The sequence below is a fragment of the Sphingomonas sp. ASY06-1R genome (assembly GCF_052180265.1).
GTDB lineage: Bacteria > Pseudomonadota > Alphaproteobacteria > Sphingomonadales > Sphingomonadaceae > Sphingomonas_I.
This window is the reverse complement of sequence record NZ_CP197464.1, coordinates 4,015,735-4,037,549: the sequence shown is the minus strand read 5'-3', so window position 1 is coordinate 4,037,549 and position 21,815 is coordinate 4,015,735. Positions and strand designations below refer to the sequence as shown.

Genomic DNA, 21,815 nt, shown 5'->3' with positions numbered 1-21,815 from the left:
TAGCGCTCCGCTGCTTAAGCAAACTGGTTCATACCAGATGATCGGGGGCAATCATGACGCAGCGTCTTTCCGCTCGGGCAACGTGCCCGGATCTCAAGAGCTTCCTGCTGGCAACGGCGGCGGTGGTGATCGTCGGAATCGTGCCTGCGGCCGCGCATGCGGACATGGCGGCGGCAGACGCGGGCGGGGACGAGGTGGTCGTGACCGGGTATCGCAAGTCCCTCAGCTTGGCGCGCGACATCAAGAAAGATTCGGTGATCCAGAAGGATGTGATCGTTGCCGAAGACATCGCCAAATTCCCCGAACTGAACCTGGCCGAATCGCTGCAGCGCCTGCCCGGTGTGCAGATCACGCGCGAAGCGGGCGAAGGACGCCGCATCTCGCTACGCGGCCTCGGCCCCGATTTCTCGCGCGTGCAATTGAACGGCATGGAAGTGCTCGGCAATGTCGATTCCGCGCAGGATAGTCGCGGCCAGCGCACGCGCGATCGTGGCTTCGACTTCAACATTTTCGCCTCCGAACTCTTCTCCAAGGTGGAGGTGGAGAAGACGTTCCAGGCCGCACAGAATGAAGGCGGGATGGCCGGCACGGTCGGCCTGTTCACCGGCAAGCCGTTCGATCACCGCGCGGGGCTTGAAGGCGCCATCGTTACCAAGCTCGGCACGAACCGCTATACGAAGGATGCGCAGCCCCGCGTCGCCGCGCAGCTCAGCCAGAATTGGGACAATCGCTTCGGCATTCTCGTATCGGTTGCCTATGGCCGGCGCGAGACCACCGAGCAGGGCCACAACACCTATAATTACGATCATCCCGATGCGGAAACGCTGCAGGGGCTGGTCGATGACGGCCTCGACATCTCCCACCTGAGCGCCACCCAGCGTAGCAAATTCCTGTCGGGCGACCTCTATTTCGCGGACGGCAACCGCATCTCCTCCTGGAATGCCAAGCAGGAACGGCTCGGCATCACCGCCGCCATGCAATGGAAACCCGCCGACAATGTGCTGCTGACGCTGGACGCGCTGCATGGCCGGTTCACCACGCATCGCGACGAGCTGCACCTGGCGACGCGGCCCATCGCCGGCACCGGATCGGTCGCTTTCGACACGCCCGCGGGCGCGCCGTGGCCGGCGCTGTTCCAGACGCCGTCGGTGATCAACGATATCGCCTGGGACAGCAGCAACTACGTCACCAAGACCGATGTTACCGGCACCACCTTCGGCAGCGAACATCGTCGCCAGCTCAACAAGAACCAGTTCAACCAGCTTGCCTTGACCGGCACGTGGAACGCGTCCGACCGGCTCGTGATCGACGGCCATGTCGGCTACGAAAAGTCGACCTACAAGACGCCGTATGACGACAAATTCTACCTGCGTGCCAAGGGTAATCTGATCGCCGATTATGGCGACGACGGCCGCTCGGCATCGTTCCAATATCCCGGTTGGGATCCCACCAATGCCGCCAATTACGCGATGGACAATTTCTATTATCGTGCCTTCAACAATGCGTCCGAACTGCGCGAAGGCGTGCTGAACCTCCACTATAAACTGGGCGACATTTTCACGCTGCGCGCAGGCGCCGCCTATCACCGTTTTTCGCAGGACGGCATGAACCTGTTCTACGACGGCAACGTCAACGGCACGACCGCGATCACGCGCGGCACGTCGGTCGCCGACATCACCGATGTGTTCACCAACAAGTTCGGATCCTGGTTGGTTGGCGACTATCCCAAGGGCTTCGCCAAATATCACGAATATCACCGGCTTGGGCCCAAGCCCGACGGCACCGGCGGCGCGATCCAGGATATCGAGAATGTCTACAAAACGACCGAGGAGACCATCTCCGAATATGTCCAGATGGATTGGGATGGCGAACTGTTCGGCAAGCGCTTTCGCGGCAATATTGGCCTGCGCGGTTACCATACCAAGACGCGCAGCACCGGCTGGATCCAGGGTGACAGTTACGCCTATCTCGGCACGACCGATGTGAAAGGCAGCTATTCGGGTGTGCTGCCCGCGCTCAACACCGTGCTGGAACTCACGCCGGAGCTGTTGCTCCGCTTCGCCGCCACGCAGAATCTCAATCGTCCCGGGCTGAGCTCGATGGCAGCGCAGGGCAGCGCCTTCCAGGAGGATACGGGCGAGATCACGGCGTCGCGTGGCAACCCCAATCTGAAGCCGTACAAGGATACGACGCTGGACCTCGCGGTCGAATATTATTTCGGCAAGGTCGGGCTCTTGTCCGCCAGCGTGTTCCAGAAGCATATCAAGAACTTCATCGGCTCCGAAACGCTGACCAACATCCCCTTCAGCGAAACCGGCGTGCCGACCGGCACCATTCCCGGTGCCACCGACAGCACGATCGTTTCCGAATTCACCATGCCGATCAACGTGGCCGGCACGAAGAAGCTGACGGGCATTGAGTTCGCCGCGCAAAGCCAGCTTTCCTTCCTGCCCGCGCCGTTCGACAATTTCGGCGTGGTCGCGAACTTCACCTATGTCGATCCGGACAAGGCGCTCACCGGCATTTCCAAGACCGGCTATAACCTGACTCTCTATTATGAGACGGAGCGCTGGGGCTTGCGTGGTTCAATGAGTCATCGCAGCCGCTGGTATTCGTCCCGCAACGACACGGTCATGGATGCGGGAACGGCTGGCTTCGAAGGATCGACCTATGTCGATGCCGCCGCCTTCTTCAACCTCACCAAGACGCTGCAATTCACGCTCAACGCGATCAATCTGACTAACCAGAAGGACACGCAATTCTGGGGTCAGAACCGCTATCTCTACAACCAGACGCAAAGCGGCACGACCTACATGGCGGGGCTCAGTTTCAAATTCTGAGCGCCGCTATGATCATCTCGCACCAGCACCGTTTCATCTTCGCGGCCATTCCGAAGACGGGCACGCACGCGGTGCGCCAGGCGTTGCGGGTGCAGATGGGGGAGGCGGATATCGAGCAGGTCGGGCTGTTCGTGAACCGCCGTTTTCCGTGGCCGGATCTGGCGGCGATCCAGCATGGTCACGTCGCGCTGCGGGACGTCCGCCCCCATCTCGGCGAAGCGGTCTTTGGCGGCTATTTCAAATTCGCGTTCGTGCGCAATCCGTATGACCGCTTCATATCCTACTGCGCCTTCATGCTGCGCGGCGGCGACATGTTCCAGCGCCGCCCGCGCGAGGTGATGCGCCATTTCCTGTTCGAGGCACCGCCGGAACAGCATATCCTGTTCCAGCCGCAAGCCACGCTGTTGGTGGACGACGACGGCCGCACTCCGCTCGCCGATGCGTTAGGCCGGGTCGAGCAAATGCAGGCCTGCTTCGACGCGATCTGCGCCCGCATCGGCATCGCCACCCGCCCGCTCGAGCGCGTCAACGCCAGCCCACGTGGCGATTACCGTCCTTATTATGACACGGCCCTGATCGATGCTGTCGCCGCACGTTATGCGCAGGATGTGGAGATGTTCGGCTATAGTTTCGACGGTCCGCGGGGCGAGGCGTGAGACCGTGCGCCAACCCGCGCAAGACGCGGACCGTCCGACCGCTCGGACAGGTCGATATTGCGGCCTTATGCGCGGCGGTGGCAGCGATTCCGGAGACAGTCTGGCACGCGGAAAATGCCGCCAAGCCGAACAAGTTCGGCGTGCTGGAGGCGACCCAGCATATCGTTTTCCGCTTCATCGACAGCCCGCATGACTGGCGCAGCGCGCATGATCGCCCTCTTTGGCCCCGTTGGCGCGCGCTATTGGAGCCGGTTTTGACGCAAGCGGTGCAGGATTTCGGCTACGCACGCGGGGATTTCCCGCGGATCATGCTGGCGCGATTGCCGTCCGGACGCGCCATTCCACCGCATATCGACGCCAATCCCGCAGCAAAATGGCCGCACAAAATCCATATTCCGCTGACGACAAACGATGCCGTGGTGGCCCATTTCGGCGGCCGCGCGCATCATCTCGCGCCGGGCGCGGCGGTCGAGGTCAACAATCTTGGCCCGCATTGGGTACGCAATGAGGGCGCAACCGATCGCATCCACCTGATCTTCGAATATTACGATATCGACCAGCCTGCGCCCGAATGGCTGGCCGCGCGATGACGTTGCCCACCGCCCCTGTCGATCGCGATGGCCTACTCCAGCAGGCGAAGGATCTGCGCGCGCGCCAGCATGTGCGCGAGGCGCTGGACGTGCTTGCCAAACTGGAACGCGCGCACCCGCATTTCAGCCGCCTCCACCAGGAGCGCGGCCATTGCCATATAGTGCTGCGCAACGCGCCCGCGGCGGTGGACGCGTTGCAACGGGCGGTGGCACTGAACCCGACGCTGCCGACGAGCTGGGATATGCTGGCCCAACTCCATCGCATGGCCGGCGACGCGCCGCGCGCGGCCGAGGCCGCGGCGCGTGTGGCCATGCTCGAGGCGCTGCCGGCACCGCTGGTGGTGGCGCACAGCCTGTTCGCCGATGGCGATCTTGCACCGGCCGGGGACGTTGTTCGGGCCTATCTGCGGCAGAACGCCGACAATGTCGGTGCGCTTCACCTGCTGGCGCGGATCCTGATCCAGCAGGAAGAACTGGCGGAGGCCGAGACGTTATTGCGCGCGATCCTGACGCGCGATCCCGCTTTTCACGCGGCACGGCTCGATCTTGCGATGGTCCTGTTGCAGCGGCAGCAGCCGTTGGCTGCACGCACGGAAGCCGAAATTCTGCTCCGCCACGCGCCGGATAACCGGGACTATCGCAAGGCGTTCAGCGCGGCCTGCATCGCGCTGGGCGATTATGCCCCTGTCATCGACCTTTACGAGACGCTGTTGACGGACGCGTCGTCCGCCGAGGCGGGCGAACTGCGCCTGTGGCGGGCCAATGCGCTGAAGAGTGCGGGGCGGCAGGAGGAGGCAATTGCCGATTATCGCGCCGCGATCGGGCTGCGGCCCGATCCTGCCGTGGCCTGGTTCAGCCTGGCCAATCTGAAAACCTACCACTTCACTGACGATGAGGTCGCCCGGATGCGCACCGCCGAAGCGGCGTGCGCCGACAGCGGGATGGAGCGGATCTATTTGAATTTCGCGCTGGGCAAGGCGATGGAGGACCGGGCCGATTACGCCCGATCGTGGCACTATTATGCGCAGGGCAATGCCATGCGTCACCGGTTCAGCGGCTATCGGCAAGACGTTGCAGATCGCTGCGCCGACGAGCTGCAGCGCGTCTGTACCGCCGACTTCTTCGCCGCCCGCGCGACGTGGGGCGTGGCGGATGCCGCCCCGATCTTCATCCTGGGGCTGCCACGATCGGGGTCGACCCTGATCGAGCAGATATTGGCGTCCCATTCCGCGGTCGAGGGCACGCAGGAGCTGACCGAGATCGGGCGTTATGCCCGCGAACTTTGCGGCGCCGATCCGGCTTGCGGCTTGCCGCTGGAGCCCGCGGCGCTCACCCATCTGCGCGCGCACGACGCGCGCAGCCTGGGCGCACGGTTCCTGGAAGACACCCGCGCCTATCGCCGGCTGGGACGGCCCTTCTTCATCGACAAGATGCCGAACAATTTCTGGCATATCGGGCTGATCCACCTGATCCTGCCCAATGCCACGATCATCGACGTACGGCGCGACCCGATGGCATGCGGCTTCAGTAACCTGAAACAGCTGTTCGGTTCGGGCCACCAGGAATTCTCCTACGATATGCGGGACATGGCAGGCTATTACCGCGCCTATCGGGCCATGATGACGCATTGGGATGCGGTGCTGCCGGAGCGCATTGTCCGCGTCCGCTACGAGCGCCTGGTCGACAATATCGAACGGGAAACGCGAGCCCTTTTGGATCGCTGCGCCTTGCCATTCGAACCGGAATGTCTGGCCTTTCATCAGAATGACCGTCCGATTCGGACGCCCAGTTCAGAGCAGGTGCGCCAACCGATCGGCCGCGCCGGCCTGGACCAATGGCGCCATTATGCCCCCTGGCTGGGGCCGCTGCGCGTGGCGTTGGGTGACGCCATGATCGACGACGAGGCCTGACGCGTGCGCCTGCCGCACCCCTTTTTCCAGTTGCCGATCCTGTTCGAGGTCGAGCGGCTGCAGGCCGAGATTGCGGCACTGCCGCCTTATGCCTGGAACGCGCATCCGGATCGCCTGCCCGGCAATAGCGCGGTGCGGCTGATCAGCGTCGACGGCGCGGAGACGGATGCCGTGCACGGCGCGATGCGACCGACCCCATGGCTCGGCACCCTGCCCTATCTGCGGCAGGTGCTCGCCAGCTTCGGCGTGGTGTGGAGCCGTTCGCGGCTGATGCGGCTCGCCCCCGGCGCGGGCGTACCCGAACATGCCGACATCAATTATCATTGGCATAACCGCGTGCGGCTGCACGTTCCGATCGCCACCGCGCCCGCCGTACGGTTTCACTGCGATGGACAGAGTGTCCACATGGCAGCGGGCGAAGCGTGGATCTTCGACAATTGGCGGCGCCATCATGTCGCTAACGGTTCGAGCGAGGACCGCGTGCACCTGGTCGCCGATACCACCGGCACAGCGGCGTTCTGGCGTTTTGCCTGCGGGCAGACACCGCCGCGCGCGCAATGGCCGACGGTGCGCTGGGATGCCGCAGCACCGGCACATCTGCTGACGGAATATGATCAGCGCGACGCAATCCTGCCGGCGGCAGAGGTGCAATTACTGATCGATGATCTGCGCAGCGAAGTGACGACGGCGATTGCCGCCGCCGACGCGGGCAGATGCGCCGTGCAATTCGATCAGTTGCTGCAATGGTTCGTGCTGGATTGGCGACAGCTGTGCGCGTTGCATGGGGTGCGCGGTGCAGGACGATCAGACTTCCGCCAGCTTGAGCAGACGTTACGGGCGGCGGCCGCGCCGCTGGCACAGCCGCTGATCATGCGCACCAACGGCGCGAACGCCATGCTGGTATTGGAGAAGCGCGTGCTGCAGCATCTGATCGCGGAAGATTCGGGATCGCAAGCGTAAGTCGAGGGTTACGGTGCCGCCACGACGCGCGGCGGCACCGTATTCCAAGCGCGCGGCTAGCGGCGGCAGAAGCCCCGGATACCGCCGAAATCGCCTTGCCTGAGCTCGACGCTGGCACGATCGGTGAGCTGTTCGGACGAGGCGCCCAGCATCAGGCGATAAGACCCGCTGGCGACATGCCAGCAATTGCCGCGTTCCTTCCAATCGGCGAACAGACGCGGATCGAGATCCACCGTCATCGTGCGCGACTGGCCTGGATCGAGCGCCGCCTTGGCATAGCCGACCAGCCGCATCGGCGACTGCCATCCCTGCCGTGACGCATAGACCTGGCCGACCGCTTTTCCGGCGACCGCGCCACCATTGGTGGCGGTGAAAGAAACGCGGACGGCACCACGATTCTCCACGGCCTGCAGATTGGCGTAGGTAAAGTCGGTGTAGGACAGGCCGAAGCCGAAGGGGAAAGCCGGCGTCTCGCGGCGCGACTGGTACCATTTATAGCCGACCAGTTCGCCTTCGCGATAGACGACATCGCCCTTGGCCGGTGCCTCCGGACGGGGCAGCTGACTGGCACTGCGCGGGAAGCTGACCGGCAAGCGGCCCGACGGATTGACCTGGCCAGTCAGAACGCGCGCGATCGCGGCACCGCCGCCCGAGCCCGGGAACCAGGCCGCCAGCAGCGCACCGACCTTGCCGGCCCAGGGCGTGAGCACCGGGCCACCGGATTGCAGCACGACCACGGTCTTGGAATTGGCGTCGGCGACCGCGCGGATCAACGCGTCCTGATTGTCGGGCAGGCCGAGCGGCACGTCGAACGATTCGCCCTCCCACCGGTTGGCGAAGACGATCGCGACATCGGCATCCCGCGCCGCCGCAGCGGCCTGCGCTGCATCGGTGCCGTCGAGGAAGGTGATCGATGCGCCCGGCAGCAGCCGGCGCAGTTCGGTGACCGGTGCGGACGGATAATACATGATCGGGCCCGGCCAGATCTTGGGTTCCAGATCGGGCACGGCATTGCCCTCGACCGGATAAACGAGCGAAGAGCCGCCGCCTGCCAGCACGCCCTTGTCGGCATAGCCGCCGATCACGACGATCTTCTGGGCAGAGGCGACCAACGGCAGCAGCCGCCGTTCGTTCTTGAGCAGCACAATACCTTCTTCTGCCGCGGCCTGGCTGATCGCCTTGTCGGTGGCGAGCATTGCCGGCGAAAGGTCCATCGGCGCGGCCTGGATCGGATGATCGAACACGCCATGGCGGAACATCGCGTACAGGATGCGCGACACCATCGTGTCGAGCTGGCCCGGCGTCACGCTGCCGTCGGCCAGCGCCTTCTTCAGGTTCGCGCCATAATAAGGCTGTTCATCGAACGGATAGCCGGACTGCTGATCCAGGCCGGCGGCGATGGCGGGCGCGGTCGAATGGGTCGCGCCCCAATCGGACATGACATAGCCCTTGAAGCCCCAGTCGCGGCGCAGCACGTCGGTAAGCAGCCACGGGCTTTCGCATGCCCACGGCCCGTTGACGTGATTATAGGCGCACATCACCGATCCCGGATCGCCCTTGCCGATCGCGATTTCGAAGGCGAGTAGATCGGACATCTTCGCAGCCTTCGGATCGACCACCGAATTGCCGGCATTCCGATCGGTTTCCTGATCGTTGATCGCATAATGTTTCACGGTCGAGATGACATGGTTGGACTGGATGCCCGCCATTTGCGCGCCGACCATCGTGCCGGCGAGCCACGGATCCTCGCCGCCATATTCGAAATTGCGACCGTTGCGCGGATCGCGGGTCAGGTTGACGCCGCCGGCCAGCATGACGTTGAAGCCGGAGGCCCGCGCCTCCGCCCCGATCATCGCGCCCCCCTGATACCCGATGGCGGGATTCCAGGTGGCAGCAATGGCAAGGTTCGACGGCAGAGCGGTGCGTCCGCGCTTGCGGGCGGCGCCACCCTGCGTTGCAACACCGATGCCCGCGTCCGTCTGCCACTGCGCGGGGATGCCGAGGCGGGCAACGCCGGGCACATAGCCGGCAGACCCGGCGCGCGAGCCGGCGGGCGCCTGGAATTGCTTGGGCGGGAAATCGGTGGCGAACTGGCCGAAGACCATCGTCAGCTTCTCGTCGCGGGTCATGCGCGGCAGCAGCAGCGCCACGCGTGCATCCGGCTGAAGCGACGCATTCATCCAGGGCTGCCGGACCGGCTTGGCCGACCTTGCGCGTGCTGCCGGGGCGGCCGATGCTCCGATCGTGACCGCCACGGTGGCGATGGCGATGGCCATGGCCGTGAGACTGGATTTCATGATGATTCTCCCCTGTTGGACGGCGCCACCCTGCCTGGCAGCGGGACGCGACGCCTCATTCGTAAACACATTAGCGTTACACCTAACCGGCAGGCGCTGCAGCGGCTAGCGCGCCGATGGTCGCGCTACCATTCAACGCAGGACATCGCTGCGTTCTGCCTGGTCGACGATGCGCTGTGCGTCCTCCTGCAGCAGCCAGCCGTGGCGCACCTGGGCCGCCGCGGCGCTGCGGACCCGCGCCACGAAGCCGGCATGGTCGCCATAGCGTTCTTCCAGCGACGGGCGTGGATCGCGATTGGCCATGCGCGCGGCGCGCGTCGGGGCGAACGGAATGAACCCGCCGATGAACCCGCAATTCCCGCCCGCGCCATAGCCGCGGCGGCGGACATTCCAGCCCGTATAGGTGCCGATCGGAACCTGCAGCTGAACCGAGGGGATGCCCGCCGTCTCATTCCCGTCAGCGTCGACGCGGGGGACACGCGACGGGAGTTCGCGCCGAACGACGGGCGGCTGGCGCGTGATCACGCCGCTGACGTCGCGATAGTCAAAGCCCGGTCCGAAATCATAATCGAGGAACGGGTTGAGCTTTCCGTCCGGAACGGGCGCGCCGGGAATGGCGGGCCATCCCATCGCGTGCGCCGTGGGCAGGACGAGATCGCCGTGGGCGAGCGTTGGATAGCGGCTGGGCGGCGGTTCCTTGCCGAAGGCCACCCAGTCGCGGAGCGCCTTGAGCAAGACGCGCATCGTATCCGACGAAGGGTTGGGATTCCACGCGAGCCTGCAATAGTCCGCCCCCTTGGGCGGAGCCTCGCTATCGATCGGGAAGCCGCCGGTTGGCGAGCCATTATGCGTGACGCCGGGGAAATAATAACGGCGCACATTGGCGGGAAGCGGCAGATCCCGCCGCGCGTCGGTGCCGACCAGATCGGGCGACATGCGCAGGCCCCAGAATTCGGCGGAGCCGAACGTCTCCATGATGCGCGGGCAGGTCCGGCTTGCCTGGCAGCGATCCAGCAGGCTGGAGGAGCCGCGTCCGCGGGCGCGATCCGCATAGCGACTCCACCACAAGGCGCCCTCACTACCGGGATCATACAGATCGGCCGCGCCGCCGGGCACGCCGAAGCGCAGGTTGAGCGGAACCTGGCGTGCCGCAATGTTGGGCGCGGCACCGTCGAAGACGCGGCGGCCATCCTCGGCCGCGTTGAAGCCGAGCGCGATCAGGCTGCGCACGAAATTGCCCGATTGGGAGGTGCCGCTGACGATCGCCCAGCGCACCCGCTTTGCGAGCGGGTTGGCGTTGCCCGCATCGTCGCGCGTACCGTAACGTAGGAAGGCGTTGAGATCGCGCACTGCGGCGAAGCCGATGCCCAGCACCTTGGGGTCCTTGCCCTGATACACGATCGTGTAGGCCTGATCGGCGACGAAGCCACCGCGCACACAGAGGCGGGTCGGGTCGGGCGTGCCGGGAAAGGGGCGTGTCCGGCAATCGGCAAAAGCCCAGTCGGCGGCAGCGATATCGATCGGCGCGGCCCGATCCGAGGCCTGTCGAAACAGCCGCGCCGCGCGCGTGTCGAGCGTGACCGGCAGTGGACGCGGGGTCGGCCGGCCAATGCCGCCGCCAATTGCGATCGTGGTGGTACCCGCCTCGATCGATGTGAAACGCTGCAGGATCGGACCGGTGATCGGGCCGCCGTCGGCGCGCCGGGCGATCGGCACCTCCAGCGTCTGCAGGCCACGGGCCGGCCCGATATCCCCCTGCCATCCGCTGACCACGCGAACATGGCCATCGGGATCAGGCGCGACATCGCCGTTGCCGCGATTGGGCACATCGTACAGGAGGAAGCCGCTGTCGCGCGCCGCGGCGGCCGGCATGGCGATCGCGAACGTCGCGCGATAGCCGACGCGCCCATCGGGAAGATGATCGGCACGATCGAGATCGGTGATGATCGCATTGTGCGGATCGGCCGGATGCAGCGCGCCGCGATACTGGCCGCGCAGGATCAGATAGGCTGGCGTGGTGCCGGCGGCGGGCACATCGATACGCTGTTCTATGACGAAGTCGGTCAGTCGTGCCTTCAGGGTGGCGGGCATAGCCAGCGCGACCATCAGCAACGACGGATAAAAGAACCGCCTCACGGGGCCACCCCGCAAGGCGTGGCTGGATCGATTTCGAGATCCAGCAATTGCGCGCTGAGCGTCTTGCCATGCAGATCCAGCGCGATCGAGCGTGTCACACCGCCGTGCAGTGCACCGTGGAGCACGAAATTGAGCGCACCGAGCGCGGGCAATTCGTAGCGCTGGATCACGGAGACCGGCAATTGGGCGAAATGGCCGACGATGCGTTCGCAGGTGACCGCGCGGGCCAGCAGCGGATAATCGGCCGGGTCATAGGCAATCACCGAGATTTGCGAGATGTCGCCTTTGTCGCCGGCGCGGACGTGCGCAATATCGCCAAGGTGCATGATCAGCTTTCCACAAATTCGACGCGCGGCGTCACCAGATCGGCGCGGATAAAGGTGGAGAGGATGCCAATGATCCTGCGGACGCTGCGCGACGCGCCGCCACCGCCAGCCGGGCCATTCGTATAGAGCGCCTCCACCTCCGCGCCGATCGCGCTTGCGGAACGTTCGTCCGGTGCGCGGCCGACGATACGCGCGCGCACCTCGCGCGGCTCCCCATCGTGCCGGGCGGTCCGATCGACCGAATCCACGCCGATCAGTTCGCCATGAACGTCCGTCACATGCGCGCCGATGATCGCCAGCCGCTCGCGCACGATCTCGATCGCCATCCGCCCGCGGCGCACGGCATGCGGGCCGGCATAGGAGATCTGGCCTTCCCCGATAAAGCCTTCGTCATGGCCAAGTGAAACCTTGTACAATCCCGACGCGGGTCGCCCACTACCGCCGCGGACGCGCACCCGATCCGGTGCGACCTCCTCAAAGGAGACGCCGGAGAAATCGGCGATGACGTCCGCCTGATAATAAGCGGCGGGATCGAGAATCTCGTAGAGCAATTGCTCCTTGCACGTGGCGATGCTGATGCGCCCCCCCGATCCGGACACCTTGGTCAGGATCGCACCGGCCTCCACGTCGACCTCCGCGAGGGGAAAGCCGAGCCGTGCCAGCCCGTCCACCTGCTTGCGATCCCCATCCGCGAAATAGCCGCCGCTCAGCTGGCCGGCACATTCCAGCAAATGGCCGATGACAGTCGCGCGACCGACCAAGTCGGCATCGTCCAGCCGCCAGCGAAATGCGTGCGCCAGCGGGCCGACGAACAGAGCAGGATCGCCCACGCGGCCGGTCACGACAATGTCCGCGCCGGCATCCAGCGCGTCGACGATCGGTGCCGCGCCGAGATAGGCGTTGGCCGATACGATTTCCGCAAATTCCGCGGTCGAGCCCGGCCGCTCGATCAGCGGATATGGTGCCGCCTTGATCTGATCCAGGACGTCATCGCCCAGCACGGCCGCGATCCGAACCGAACCCAGACCAAGATCGCGAACCAGGTCCGCCAGGGCATGGGCTGCGCCGAGCGGATTGGCGGCGCCGGCATTGGTGACGATGCGGACGCCCCGCGACCGCGCCGCCGGCAACACCCGCCGCATGCGTTCGATCAACAGCGGATCGAATCCGCCGCGCGGATCACGACGGAGCGCGTCCTGCGCGAGCGCGATCGTGCGTTCGGCGAGACATTCGAAGACAAGGAAATCGAGATTCCCCTGTTCCACCAATTCCAGCGCAGGTTCCAGCCGATCGCCCGAAAAACCCGCGCCCGCACCGATCCGGACTGAAGAAGAATAAGAACGCGTCACAGGGGAAGTATCCCGAAAAGGAGCGCGGCCATCAGCATCACGATCGTGGTGGCGAACAGCCACGGGATCGCGAAACGCTGATGGGCGCCGAGTTCGACGCCGGCCAGGCCGCATACAAGGAAGGTTGCAGGGGTCAGCGGGCTGACCGGGAAGCCGGTGGTCATCTGACCGAGCAGGGCCGCCTGGGCGATGTGGATGGGTGCCGTGCCGAAGCTTTGGCCGACATGGGCGATGACCGGCAGCACGCTGAAATAGAAGGAGTCCGGATCGAAGATCAGGCTGAGCGGCATGGATACGGCGCCCACCAGCACGGGCAGGTGCCCGCCGACGTCGTTCGGCAGGCGATGGGCCACCGCCTCCGCCATCGCCCCGATCATGCCCGATCCGCTCATGATGCCGGTAAAGGCGCCGGCGGCGAACAGGACTGCTGCCATCAGCAATGCCGCCTTGGCATGTGCATCCACCCGCTCCCGCTGGGCGGCGGCGGTCGGATAGTTGATCAGCAATGCCAGCGTCGTCCCGATCATCAGGATGACGACCGGTTCGGCAACGCCCGCAATCATCGCCGCGACGACGGTCGCAGTCACGAGCGCGTTGATAAGGATACGGCCCGGCCGCTTGAGAGCGGGATCCCCGGTGCTGAAACCGTCGCCGTCGCACGGACGATCGGCGGGCGCGACCGACGCAACGGTGGCAAGGCGACGCGCCTCGCGCTGCCCCATCCACCAGGCGCTCGCGAGTACGAATGCGATACCGACTAACTGGACACCGATCAGCGGCTGGAACAGGCGCGCCGCGGGAATGCCGAGCGCGGCCGAAGCGCGCAATGTCGGCCCCGACCAAGGCAGGAAATTGACCCCTGCCGCCATCGATGCGGTGCAGGCGAGCACGCGCCGATCCATCCCCAATTTGTCATAGAGGGGCCGGAGCGCCGGAATGGTGATGAGGAAGCAAACCGCGCCCGATCCATCGAGATGAATCAGGAGCGCCAGCATCGCGGTCCCGACGGTGATCCGGGCGGGATGTTCGCCCACCAGGCGCAGCACCAGACGGATCATCGGATCCAGCAGCCCGGCATCGCTCATGACGCCGAAAAAAAGGATGGCGAATACGAACATACCGGCGACCGGCGCGATCTTGCCGATCCCCGCGACGACATAAACGGGTATCGCGGCGGCCTGGCCGATCGTCACCGCGGCAACAAAAGACACCAGGATCAACGCTGCGACCGGCGACGCGCGCTCCGACAGGATCAGCGCCAGCAGAACCGTAATCGACAAGGCGCCGGCAATTGCGAGCATCGTCCTCCCCTGCCCGATCCTTATCGAGCCATGCCATGATGCGGTTTCGCCATCTATCCATCAAAGATAAAGTATCTATCGATCCATGAATAAAGCTGATCGCTAGAGCCTCCAGCTAATCATTCAATTTAGGCATTGATCCATCTATAAATTCTATTTTTTGATTGGAACCGGTTAGGTCATCAATGCTGCCAAGTCGGCTGTCAGGCCGGGCCCACGATGATTTGGCAGCGCATGTGCGAACCGTCGGTCTTCCCGGCCCACCTGTCCAGAGAGGTGACCGTCAAAATGACGGCGCCTTCCGGCGGTTCGGGGGAGCGTTCGATCATCCCCCGCAAACGAAGGGGAGATGGAATGAAAGCTTCAAAGGGATTCTATCGGAATTGCGCCAGCCTGAGCGCCACGCTGCTCATGACAGCGCTGGCAACGGCACCTGCCGCCGCGCAGGACGCCAGCACCGCCCCGCCTGAAACGGCCGGCGCGGACAGCGTGCCGGCGAGCGACCTGCCGCCAGCGCCTGCCGCCCCGATCGCGACCACGCCGAGCGCCACCGATCAGGCGCTGCAGGAGGAGGCACAGGAGATCATCGTCACCGGTACCAACATCAAGGGGGTCAAGCCGGTCGGATCCGAAACCATTTCGATCAATCGCGCCCAGATCCTCGCGACCGGGCTGCCCAATGTGAACGACGTGCTGCAGACTATTCCGCAGGTGCAGAACAATCCCAATGCGGGCGGCTCCGGCCCGGTCTACCGTCAGGGCGGTACGGCGGGTTATGGCGGCAATGCGACCCAGGGCACGGCCATCAACCTGCGCGGCCTGGGCACATCCGCGACGCTGACCCTGGTCGACGGACGGCGCGTCGTACCGAGCGGTGCCGCCGCCACATTCACCGAATCCATCCAGGTGCCGATTGCGGCGGTCGAGAGCATCGAGGTCGTCACCGACGGCAATTCCGCCATCTATGGTTCGGACGCCATTTCCGGCGTGATCAATTACGTTCTGCGCAAGAATTTCGACGGGGTCGAGATTAGCGGGCGCGACCAGCTCAACCGGTTCAATAACCAATGGGGCGCGTCGATCACGGCCGGCCACAGCTGGGCGACCGGCAACATCATCGCGACCTATGATTACGAATCCCGGCAGCCATTCCATGCCGGCAAATCCAGGTTCCTGCGCAACGACCTGCGACCATTGGGAGGGCCGGATGCGCGCGCCAACAATGCGACGATCGGCGTGTCGACGCCGACATTGCTGGTGGGCGGCAATGGCGTGCCGTACAGTTATTATACGATCCCGAATGGGCCGGGGACGGGACTGTCTTTCGGGCAGCTGACCCCTGGCGCCAATTTGGTCGATTCGACCGACTACAATGACTTTCTGGGTCGGCAGAAGCGGCACCAGGCGGCGGTGTTCTTCAACCAGAATCTGAGCGATTCCTTCTCGGTCTTCCTCGAAGGTTTCTACACACACCGCGATACGGAATCGCGCGCTTACGGCAATAGCCGCGTCGGCAACACGCTGACCGTGTGCCAGGGCAGCCCCTATTTCATCGCAGGAGCACCGGCGGCCGCGATCGCCTCCGACGCATTATGCGGCGGCGGGCTGGCGCAGAAAGTCGCGGTCGATCCCATCACCTTCTTCGGCGGGCCGGCCGTGACCAAGAATCCGGACGAGCAGATCAGCATCACCGGCGGGATGACCGGCCATCTGCCCAACCGCTGGAATCTGGACGCCTACTGGACGTATGCACGCGATTCGACGTGCGGCATCTGCAACTTCGACACCAATGCGAACGGCGCCGCCTTGTCGCGTGAGATACTGGCGGGCCGCATCAACCCTTACAGCACGACCCCGCTGACCGACGCGCAATATGGCGTCTTCATGGGCAGCAACACGCAGCGTGCCTACAACACTTTCTACGATTCCGTGATCAAGCTGAACGGGCCGCTCTTTACGCTGCCCGGCGGCGAGCTGCGCGCCGCGGTCGGCGGCGAGCTGGCATATAACCGCCAGCATCTGGTTAACGGCAGCAACAATGCGTTCGAGCGCGATCCGACCAACAACAATTTCGCGATCACGAACAACAGCAATGTCCATCGCACCACCGCATCGGCCTTCGCCGAATTGTTCATCCCAATCGTCAGCGACGAGATGAACGTGCCGCTGATGCAGTCGCTGAATATCGACGCGGCGATCCGCTACGACGATTATTCCGATTTCGGCGACACGACCAATCCGAAGATCGGCGCCACCTGGATCGTGAACGACGTGATCGCGATCCGTGGATCGTGGGGCACGTCGTTCCGCGCGCCCGCATTGACCGATACCAATCCGCAAAATTATTCCTCCGCGGTGATCGGGCTGCCGTTCGCGAATAATTCGGGGCGGCCGGATATCGGCTTCGCCTTTCCGGGCAATAGCAGTTCCTATCTGCTGCTCGGCGCCAATACCGATCTGACGCCGGAGACTGCGACGACTTGGTCCGCAGGCATGGACGTGACACCCCTGGCGGGGCTCAAACTGTCCGGCACCTATTACCGCACCAAATATGCCAACCAGATCGTGTCGCCCAATGTCGGGTTGTTCCTGTCCAGCCCGCAAAATGCCGCGCTCTACAGCCAGTTCATCACGCCGGTGAACAATCCGGCAAGCTGCGTGAACGGCAATCCCGGCAGCTATGATCCGGTCCTCGCGCGGTTCATCGCCGCGCATCCGGCACTGTACAACACGCCGGTGCTGGGTGCCTGCTCCATCAACGTGATCCTCGATGCGCGTTCCGCCAATGCGGCAACCACGTTTCAGGACGGCCTCGACTTTCAGGCCAATTACCAGATGGACAGCGACTGGGGCCATTGGTCGTTCGGCGGGAGCGTCACCAAGATCCTGAACCAGACGCTGCAGACGGTGCGCGGCGGCCCCAAGACCGATGTGCTGAACACCTATTATTATCCGGTCAGCTGGCGCGGACGTGGCCAGATCGGCTGGTCCAAATCGGGCATAGGGGCCAATCTGTTCGTCAATTATGTCGGCTCCTACACCAACACCATTCCGATCACGGGCCAGCCGCAGACGAAAGTGCCGTCCTGGACGACGCTGGATCTGGGCCTGACCTATTCCATTCCCAAAGGCAGTTCCGTGTTGAGCGGGCTGCGCTTCGGACTGAATATCCAGAATCTGGCCAACAGGAATCCGCATGTGGTGCTGACCCAATCGGGCAACAATTATGGCGCTTATGATGCATCCAATGCCAATATCTTTGGACGCATCTTCAGTTTCCAGATCACCAAGGCCTTCTGATCCCGATCACGGATATGCATAGACGGGGGGCGCAACGCGCTCCGCCCAAAGGAGAATGATAATGACACGAACCTTTTCCCTGCTGCTGGCGAGCGCCGCCGTGCTGAGCGCGCCGATCGCGGCGATGGCGCAGGGCAGCGCCCCGGTCGTGCAGATCGAGAATGGCCAGTTACGCGGAACGACCGAAGCGGGCGTGGCGAGCTGGAAGGGCATTCCCTTCGCCGCGCCGCCGCTGGGGCCGCTGCGTTGGCGGGCGCCGCAGCAGGCCGCCAATTGGAGCGGCGTGCGCGATGCCACCCAATATAGCAGCGACTGCATGCAGAAGCCCTTCCCCAGCGATGCGGCGCCGCTCGGCACAACGCCGGCCGAAGATTGCCTTTATGCCAACGTCTGGAAGCCGACCACGGCGCGCGGCAAGCTGCCGGTGATCGTGTGGATCTATGGCGGCGGCTTCGTCAACGGCGGCGCGTCACCGCCCACCTACGCCGGCGCCAACCTGGCGCAGAAGGGCGTTCTGTTCGTCAGCTTCAACTATCGTGTCGGTCGGTTCGGCACGTTCGCACTGCCGCAATTGACCAAGGCAGACCCCGATAAGGGCCTGATCGGCAATTATAACTTCATGGATCAGGTTGCCGCGCTGAAGTGGGTGCAGCGGAATATTGCAGCCTTTGGCGGCGACCCCAGCAACGTGATGATCATCGGCGAGAGCGCGGGCGGCATGTCGGTCCACACGCTGGTGACGTCGCCATTGGCGCGCGGGCTGTTCCACAAGGCATTCGTGATGTCGGGCGGTGCGGGCGACACGGCGGGCGGGCCGACGCTGAGCGACGTCGAGCAGATCTACCAGAATTTCGCGCAGGCCAACGGCATCGCGCCCAACGATCCGCAGGCGCTGGAAAAGCTGCGCGCGCTCTCCGCCGAACAGGTGACCGACGGGCTCAGCATGATGCAGATGTTCCAGCCCAAGCCCGGCCCGAAGACGTACAGCGGTCCGTTCCTGGACGGCAAGCTGGAGGTGGACCAGGCGAAAGCCTATGACAGCGGCAATTTCAGCAAGGTGCCGATCATCATCGGGGCGACCAGCGCCGACATGGGCGGCAAGAGCGGCTTCATGATTGCCGGTGCGCGCAGCGCCTCTGCCCGGATCGCCAAGCAGCGCGTGCCGGTGTGGGAATATCGCTTCTCCTACGTCGCGGAATCGGTCGGCCAGCCCGGTGCGCAGCATGCGACGGACATCCCCTTCTTCTTCGACAATACGGCGATCAAATATGGCGCCCAGACCACGCCCAAGGATATCGCCATGGGCAAGACGATCAGCGCCTATCTGATCAATTTCGCCAAGACCGGCGATCCGAACGGCAGCGGGCTGCCGGCCTGGCCGAAATATGATTCTGCCTCCGATCAGCTGATCGACTTCAATACGGAGGGGAAAGCGGTTGCCGGCAAGGATCCCTGGGGTGCGGAGATCGACACGGCGGTCCAGCGGCTGGCGGCGGCAAAGGCGTCAGGCCATTATAACAGCCTGACCACGCCGCTCGGCACGATGCTCGACGATCCGGCCGCGAAGGCCGTGCTGGAGAAACGCGTGCCGATGCTGATCAACAGTCCGCAGATCGGCATGGCGCGCAGCCAGACCCTGGCGGCGCTACAGCCTTATATGGCGGCGATGCTGACGGACGAGATGCTGAAGACAATCGACAGCGATCTCGCCGCGATACCGGCACGCCAATAAAGCCCGTGTCGCGCGCGCCTCAGCCGGTCCGCGGCCCGGCGTGCGCGACCTCCAGAAAGTGACGCATGAAGGCCGCGGCGGCGGGCGGCAGCGTGCGATCGGCGAGATGGGCGATGCCGATCGTGCGCGTGACGAACGGCGCGGTCAGGGGGCGGGTGACGATGGAGGACGCATCGACCATGCCGATTGTCGACTGCGGCAAAGCGGTCGTCCCCAGCCCGGCCTCGATCAGGGCGCCAACGGTGGCGAGCTGCGTGCATTCAAAGAGCGGGCGGACGGCAATGCCCGCTTTATGCATTGCCGCATCGGTCAGCTCGCGGACGCTGCTGCGCGGCGCCATAGCAATGAAGGGGTGGTCCGCGAAGATCGACCAGTCGGCGGTGCCGGGCTGATCCAACGGGCCGCCGGCCCGCGCGATCAGGATCATCGGATCGTCCATGAAGGGTTCGAACGCAAACGCCCCGCCGTCCGGTGGCGTCGTGATAGCCAGATCGACCTGACGTTCCTGCATCTGCTGGTACAGCGCCCCCGAAAGATGATCGCGCAGGATGATCTCCACCTGGGGATGATCCTTGAGGAAGGATGCGACAACCAAAGGGAGCATCCCGGCAGCGACGGACGGCAGCGCGCCGATCACGACCCGACCGCGCGCGCCGGAAAATGTGAGCGACAGTTCGGAAAAGGCATGATCGAAATCCGCCGCCAGCCGCTCCACGATCGGCAGCAGCGCTTCCCCGGCGCTGGTCAGCGTGACGTTGCGGGAGTTGCGGTCGAACAGACGCACCCCCAGCTCTTCCTCCAGCAGGCGGATCGTGCGGCTGAGCGCGGGCTGCGAAACGCTGGCGAGCCGGCCGGTTTCGCTGAAGCTGCGATTATAGGCGATCTGCATGAACAGGCGCAGGCTATTCAAGCTGGGGCGGCGCTTCATCTTTCTATGCAATTTCCTGATAGCCAGGATTGCTTGTAGCCACGCGGCGTGGCGCTGCAACCGCGCGCTGCGGCGGATGATACGCCCTGGTAAGATCGGTCTCTGCAGCTCTGGCGGACGTCACAGCTGTTCCATCCGTCGCATCTGATGTTGCCCTTTCCCATCGCCGCGCGTTCGGGCGGCCGACGGGAGAATTGAGCATGGCCGATAGACAAGACCCGTCCGCGTCCCGCGACACAACGCGCGCACGCGTCGCCCTGCAATCGCTCAACTTCTTCATGGCCGACATGCAGGCGGGCATCGGCCCGTTCCTGGCCGTCTTCCTGAAACAGCGCGGTTGGGCGACGGGCCCGATCGGGACGGTGATGACCGCCGGCGGCATCGCCGGCATGTTGTGCACCGCCCCCGCCGGAGCGATCATCGATCATTCCCGGCAGAAGCGCCTGATCGTCATCGTCACCGGCATCTGCACCATCGCCGCATCCTTCCTGATGCTGCTGTCCCAATCCGTCGCGGTCGTCGCCGCCAGTCAGATCGCGACCGCCATCGCCGGCGCGATGATCGGCCCCGCGGTCGCCGGCATGACCCTGGGGATCGTACGCCAGCGCGGCTTCAACGCGCAGAACGGACGCAACCAGGCGTGGAACCATGCCGGCAATGTCGTGGGCGCTGCGCTGTCGGGCTGGCTCGGCTGGCAGTTCGGCCTGCCCGCAATCTTCTATCTGGCCGGCCTGTTCGGCGTGTTCGCGATCCTGTCGGTCCTGCTGATCCCGGAGCATGTGATCGATCATGATGCGGCACGCGGGCTGGAGGGGAAAGACAGCGCAGGTCAGGGTCAGTCCGGGGGCAAAGCGCAGGGCATCCAGATCCTGCTGCAGAACAAGCCGATGCTGATTCTGGCGGCGGCATTGGCCTGCTTTCATCTGGGCAATGCCGCCATGCTGCCGCTCTACGGGCTGGCGGTGGTCGGCGCCGGCAAGGGCGACGCCGCCGCCTTTACCGCGACGACGGTGGTGGTTGCCCAGGCGGTGATGATCGTCACCTCGCTGCTGGCGATGCGGATCGCCGCTGGGCGCGGCTTCTGGCTGGTCATGCTGGTTTCCTTTGCGGCGCTGCCGATCCGCGGCCTGGTCGCCAGCCTGGTGATCGAACATTGGGGCGTGTGGCCGGTCCAGGCGCTCGACGGCATCGGCGCGGGGCTGCAGAGCGTGGCCGTCCCGGGGCTGGTCGCCTGTCTTCTGGACGGCACCGGGCGCGTGAACGTGGGCCAGGGCGCGGTTATGACGGTACAGGGATTGGGCGCGTCGATCAGCCCGGCGATCGGCGCCTGGACCGCGCAGCTGATCGGCTATCGGGAGGCGTTCCTCGTCCTCGGCAGCTTCGCGATGATATCGCTCGGCCTGTGGGTCGGCTTCGCCGGAACCCTGCGCCCGGCGTGCGGCGCAGCGCGGCGGCCCGAGACGACACCGGCCGCCTGCGCGCCCGCCTGA

At 64.6% G+C, this 21,815-nt stretch carries 14 protein-coding genes; 8 read left to right on the top strand and 6 right to left on the bottom strand.

Annotated features, from left to right (window positions below; translation table 11 throughout):
• Positions 1 to 53 precede the first annotated feature (53 nt).
• The 5 genes from ACSBM8_RS19070 (at position 54) to ACSBM8_RS19050 (ending at position 6,956) form a co-directional block, all read left to right on the top strand.
• Positions 54 to 2,840 (top strand): TonB-dependent receptor, encoded by a 2,787-nt coding sequence (locus ACSBM8_RS19070; RefSeq protein WP_442679563.1) that lies wholly within the window; start codon positions 54 to 56, stop codon positions 2,838 to 2,840.
• Between the two features lie 8 nt (positions 2,841 to 2,848).
• Positions 2,849 to 3,496, top strand: coding sequence for a sulfotransferase family 2 domain-containing protein (locus ACSBM8_RS19065; RefSeq protein WP_442679562.1), 648 nt, complete (start codon positions 2,849 to 2,851; stop codon positions 3,494 to 3,496).
• 77 nt (positions 3,497 to 3,573) lie between these two features.
• A complete protein-coding gene (locus tag ACSBM8_RS19060) occupies positions 3,574 to 4,086 on the top strand; it encodes an aspartyl/asparaginyl beta-hydroxylase domain-containing protein (RefSeq protein WP_442679561.1) in 513 nt (170 codons plus the stop codon).
• Positions 4,083 to 5,996: a sulfotransferase gene (locus ACSBM8_RS19055; protein ID WP_442679560.1), complete on the top strand. Its 1,914-nt coding sequence runs from the start codon at positions 4,083 to 4,085 to the stop codon at positions 5,994 to 5,996. Before ACSBM8_RS19060 ends, ACSBM8_RS19055 begins: the two co-directional genes overlap by 4 nt.
• 3 nt (positions 5,997 to 5,999) lie before the next feature.
• Entirely contained in the window at positions 6,000 to 6,956 is a 957-nt protein-coding gene (locus ACSBM8_RS19050) for an aspartyl/asparaginyl beta-hydroxylase domain-containing protein (protein WP_442679559.1), read from the top strand.
• A 56-nt stretch (positions 6,957 to 7,012) separates the two neighbouring features.
• On the opposite strand, the gene ACSBM8_RS19045 is transcribed toward ACSBM8_RS19050, so the two are convergent.
• The 5 genes from ACSBM8_RS19045 to ACSBM8_RS19025 form a co-directional block, all read right to left on the bottom strand.
• Positions 7,013 to 9,253, bottom strand: a complete 2,241-nt coding sequence (locus tag ACSBM8_RS19045; RefSeq protein WP_442679558.1) for a glycoside hydrolase family 3 C-terminal domain-containing protein — start codon at positions 9,251 to 9,253, stop codon at positions 7,013 to 7,015.
• A gap of 132 nt (positions 9,254 to 9,385) precedes the next feature.
• Positions 9,386 to 11,389: an alpha/beta hydrolase domain-containing protein gene (locus ACSBM8_RS19040; protein ID WP_442679557.1), complete on the bottom strand. Its 2,004-nt coding sequence runs from the start codon at positions 11,387 to 11,389 to the stop codon at positions 9,386 to 9,388.
• Positions 11,386 to 11,715, bottom strand: a complete 330-nt coding sequence (locus ACSBM8_RS19035) for an AtuA-related protein (RefSeq protein WP_442679556.1) — start codon at positions 11,713 to 11,715, stop codon at positions 11,386 to 11,388. Before ACSBM8_RS19035 ends, ACSBM8_RS19040 begins: the two co-directional genes overlap by 4 nt.
• A 2-nt stretch (positions 11,716 to 11,717) precedes the next feature.
• The gene (locus ACSBM8_RS19030) at positions 11,718 to 13,064 is read right to left on the bottom strand and encodes an acyclic terpene utilization AtuA family protein (protein WP_442679555.1); all 1,347 of its coding nucleotides are present in this window, start codon (positions 13,062 to 13,064) and stop codon (positions 11,718 to 11,720) included.
• Positions 13,061 to 14,365 (bottom strand): CitMHS family transporter, encoded by a 1,305-nt coding sequence (locus ACSBM8_RS19025; protein WP_442679554.1) that lies wholly within the window; start codon positions 14,363 to 14,365, stop codon positions 13,061 to 13,063. Before ACSBM8_RS19025 ends, ACSBM8_RS19030 begins: the two co-directional genes overlap by 4 nt.
• A gap of 354 nt (positions 14,366 to 14,719) precedes the next feature.
• Here ACSBM8_RS19025 and ACSBM8_RS19020 point away from each other — a divergent pair, with 354 nt between their 5' ends.
• Together ACSBM8_RS19020 and ACSBM8_RS19015 are read left to right on the top strand one after the other, a co-directional pair.
• Entirely contained in the window at positions 14,720 to 17,665 is a 2,946-nt protein-coding gene (locus tag ACSBM8_RS19020; RefSeq protein WP_442679553.1) for a TonB-dependent receptor plug domain-containing protein, read from the top strand.
• 61 nt (positions 17,666 to 17,726) lie between these two features.
• Complete coding sequence (locus tag ACSBM8_RS19015; RefSeq protein WP_442679552.1) at positions 17,727 to 19,397, top strand: carboxylesterase/lipase family protein; 1,671 nt, start codon at positions 17,727 to 17,729, stop codon at positions 19,395 to 19,397.
• 19 nt (positions 19,398 to 19,416) lie between these two features.
• On the opposite strand, the gene ACSBM8_RS19010 is transcribed toward ACSBM8_RS19015, so the two are convergent.
• On the bottom strand, positions 19,417 to 20,325 hold the full coding sequence (locus ACSBM8_RS19010; RefSeq protein WP_442679551.1) for a LysR family transcriptional regulator: 909 nt from the start codon (positions 20,323 to 20,325) through the stop codon (positions 19,417 to 19,419).
• A 200-nt stretch (positions 20,326 to 20,525) separates the two neighbouring features.
• On the opposite strand from ACSBM8_RS19010, the gene ACSBM8_RS19005 reads away from it, so the two are divergent.
• Positions 20,526 to 21,815, top strand: coding sequence for an MFS transporter (locus ACSBM8_RS19005; protein WP_442679550.1), 1,290 nt, complete (start codon positions 20,526 to 20,528; stop codon positions 21,813 to 21,815).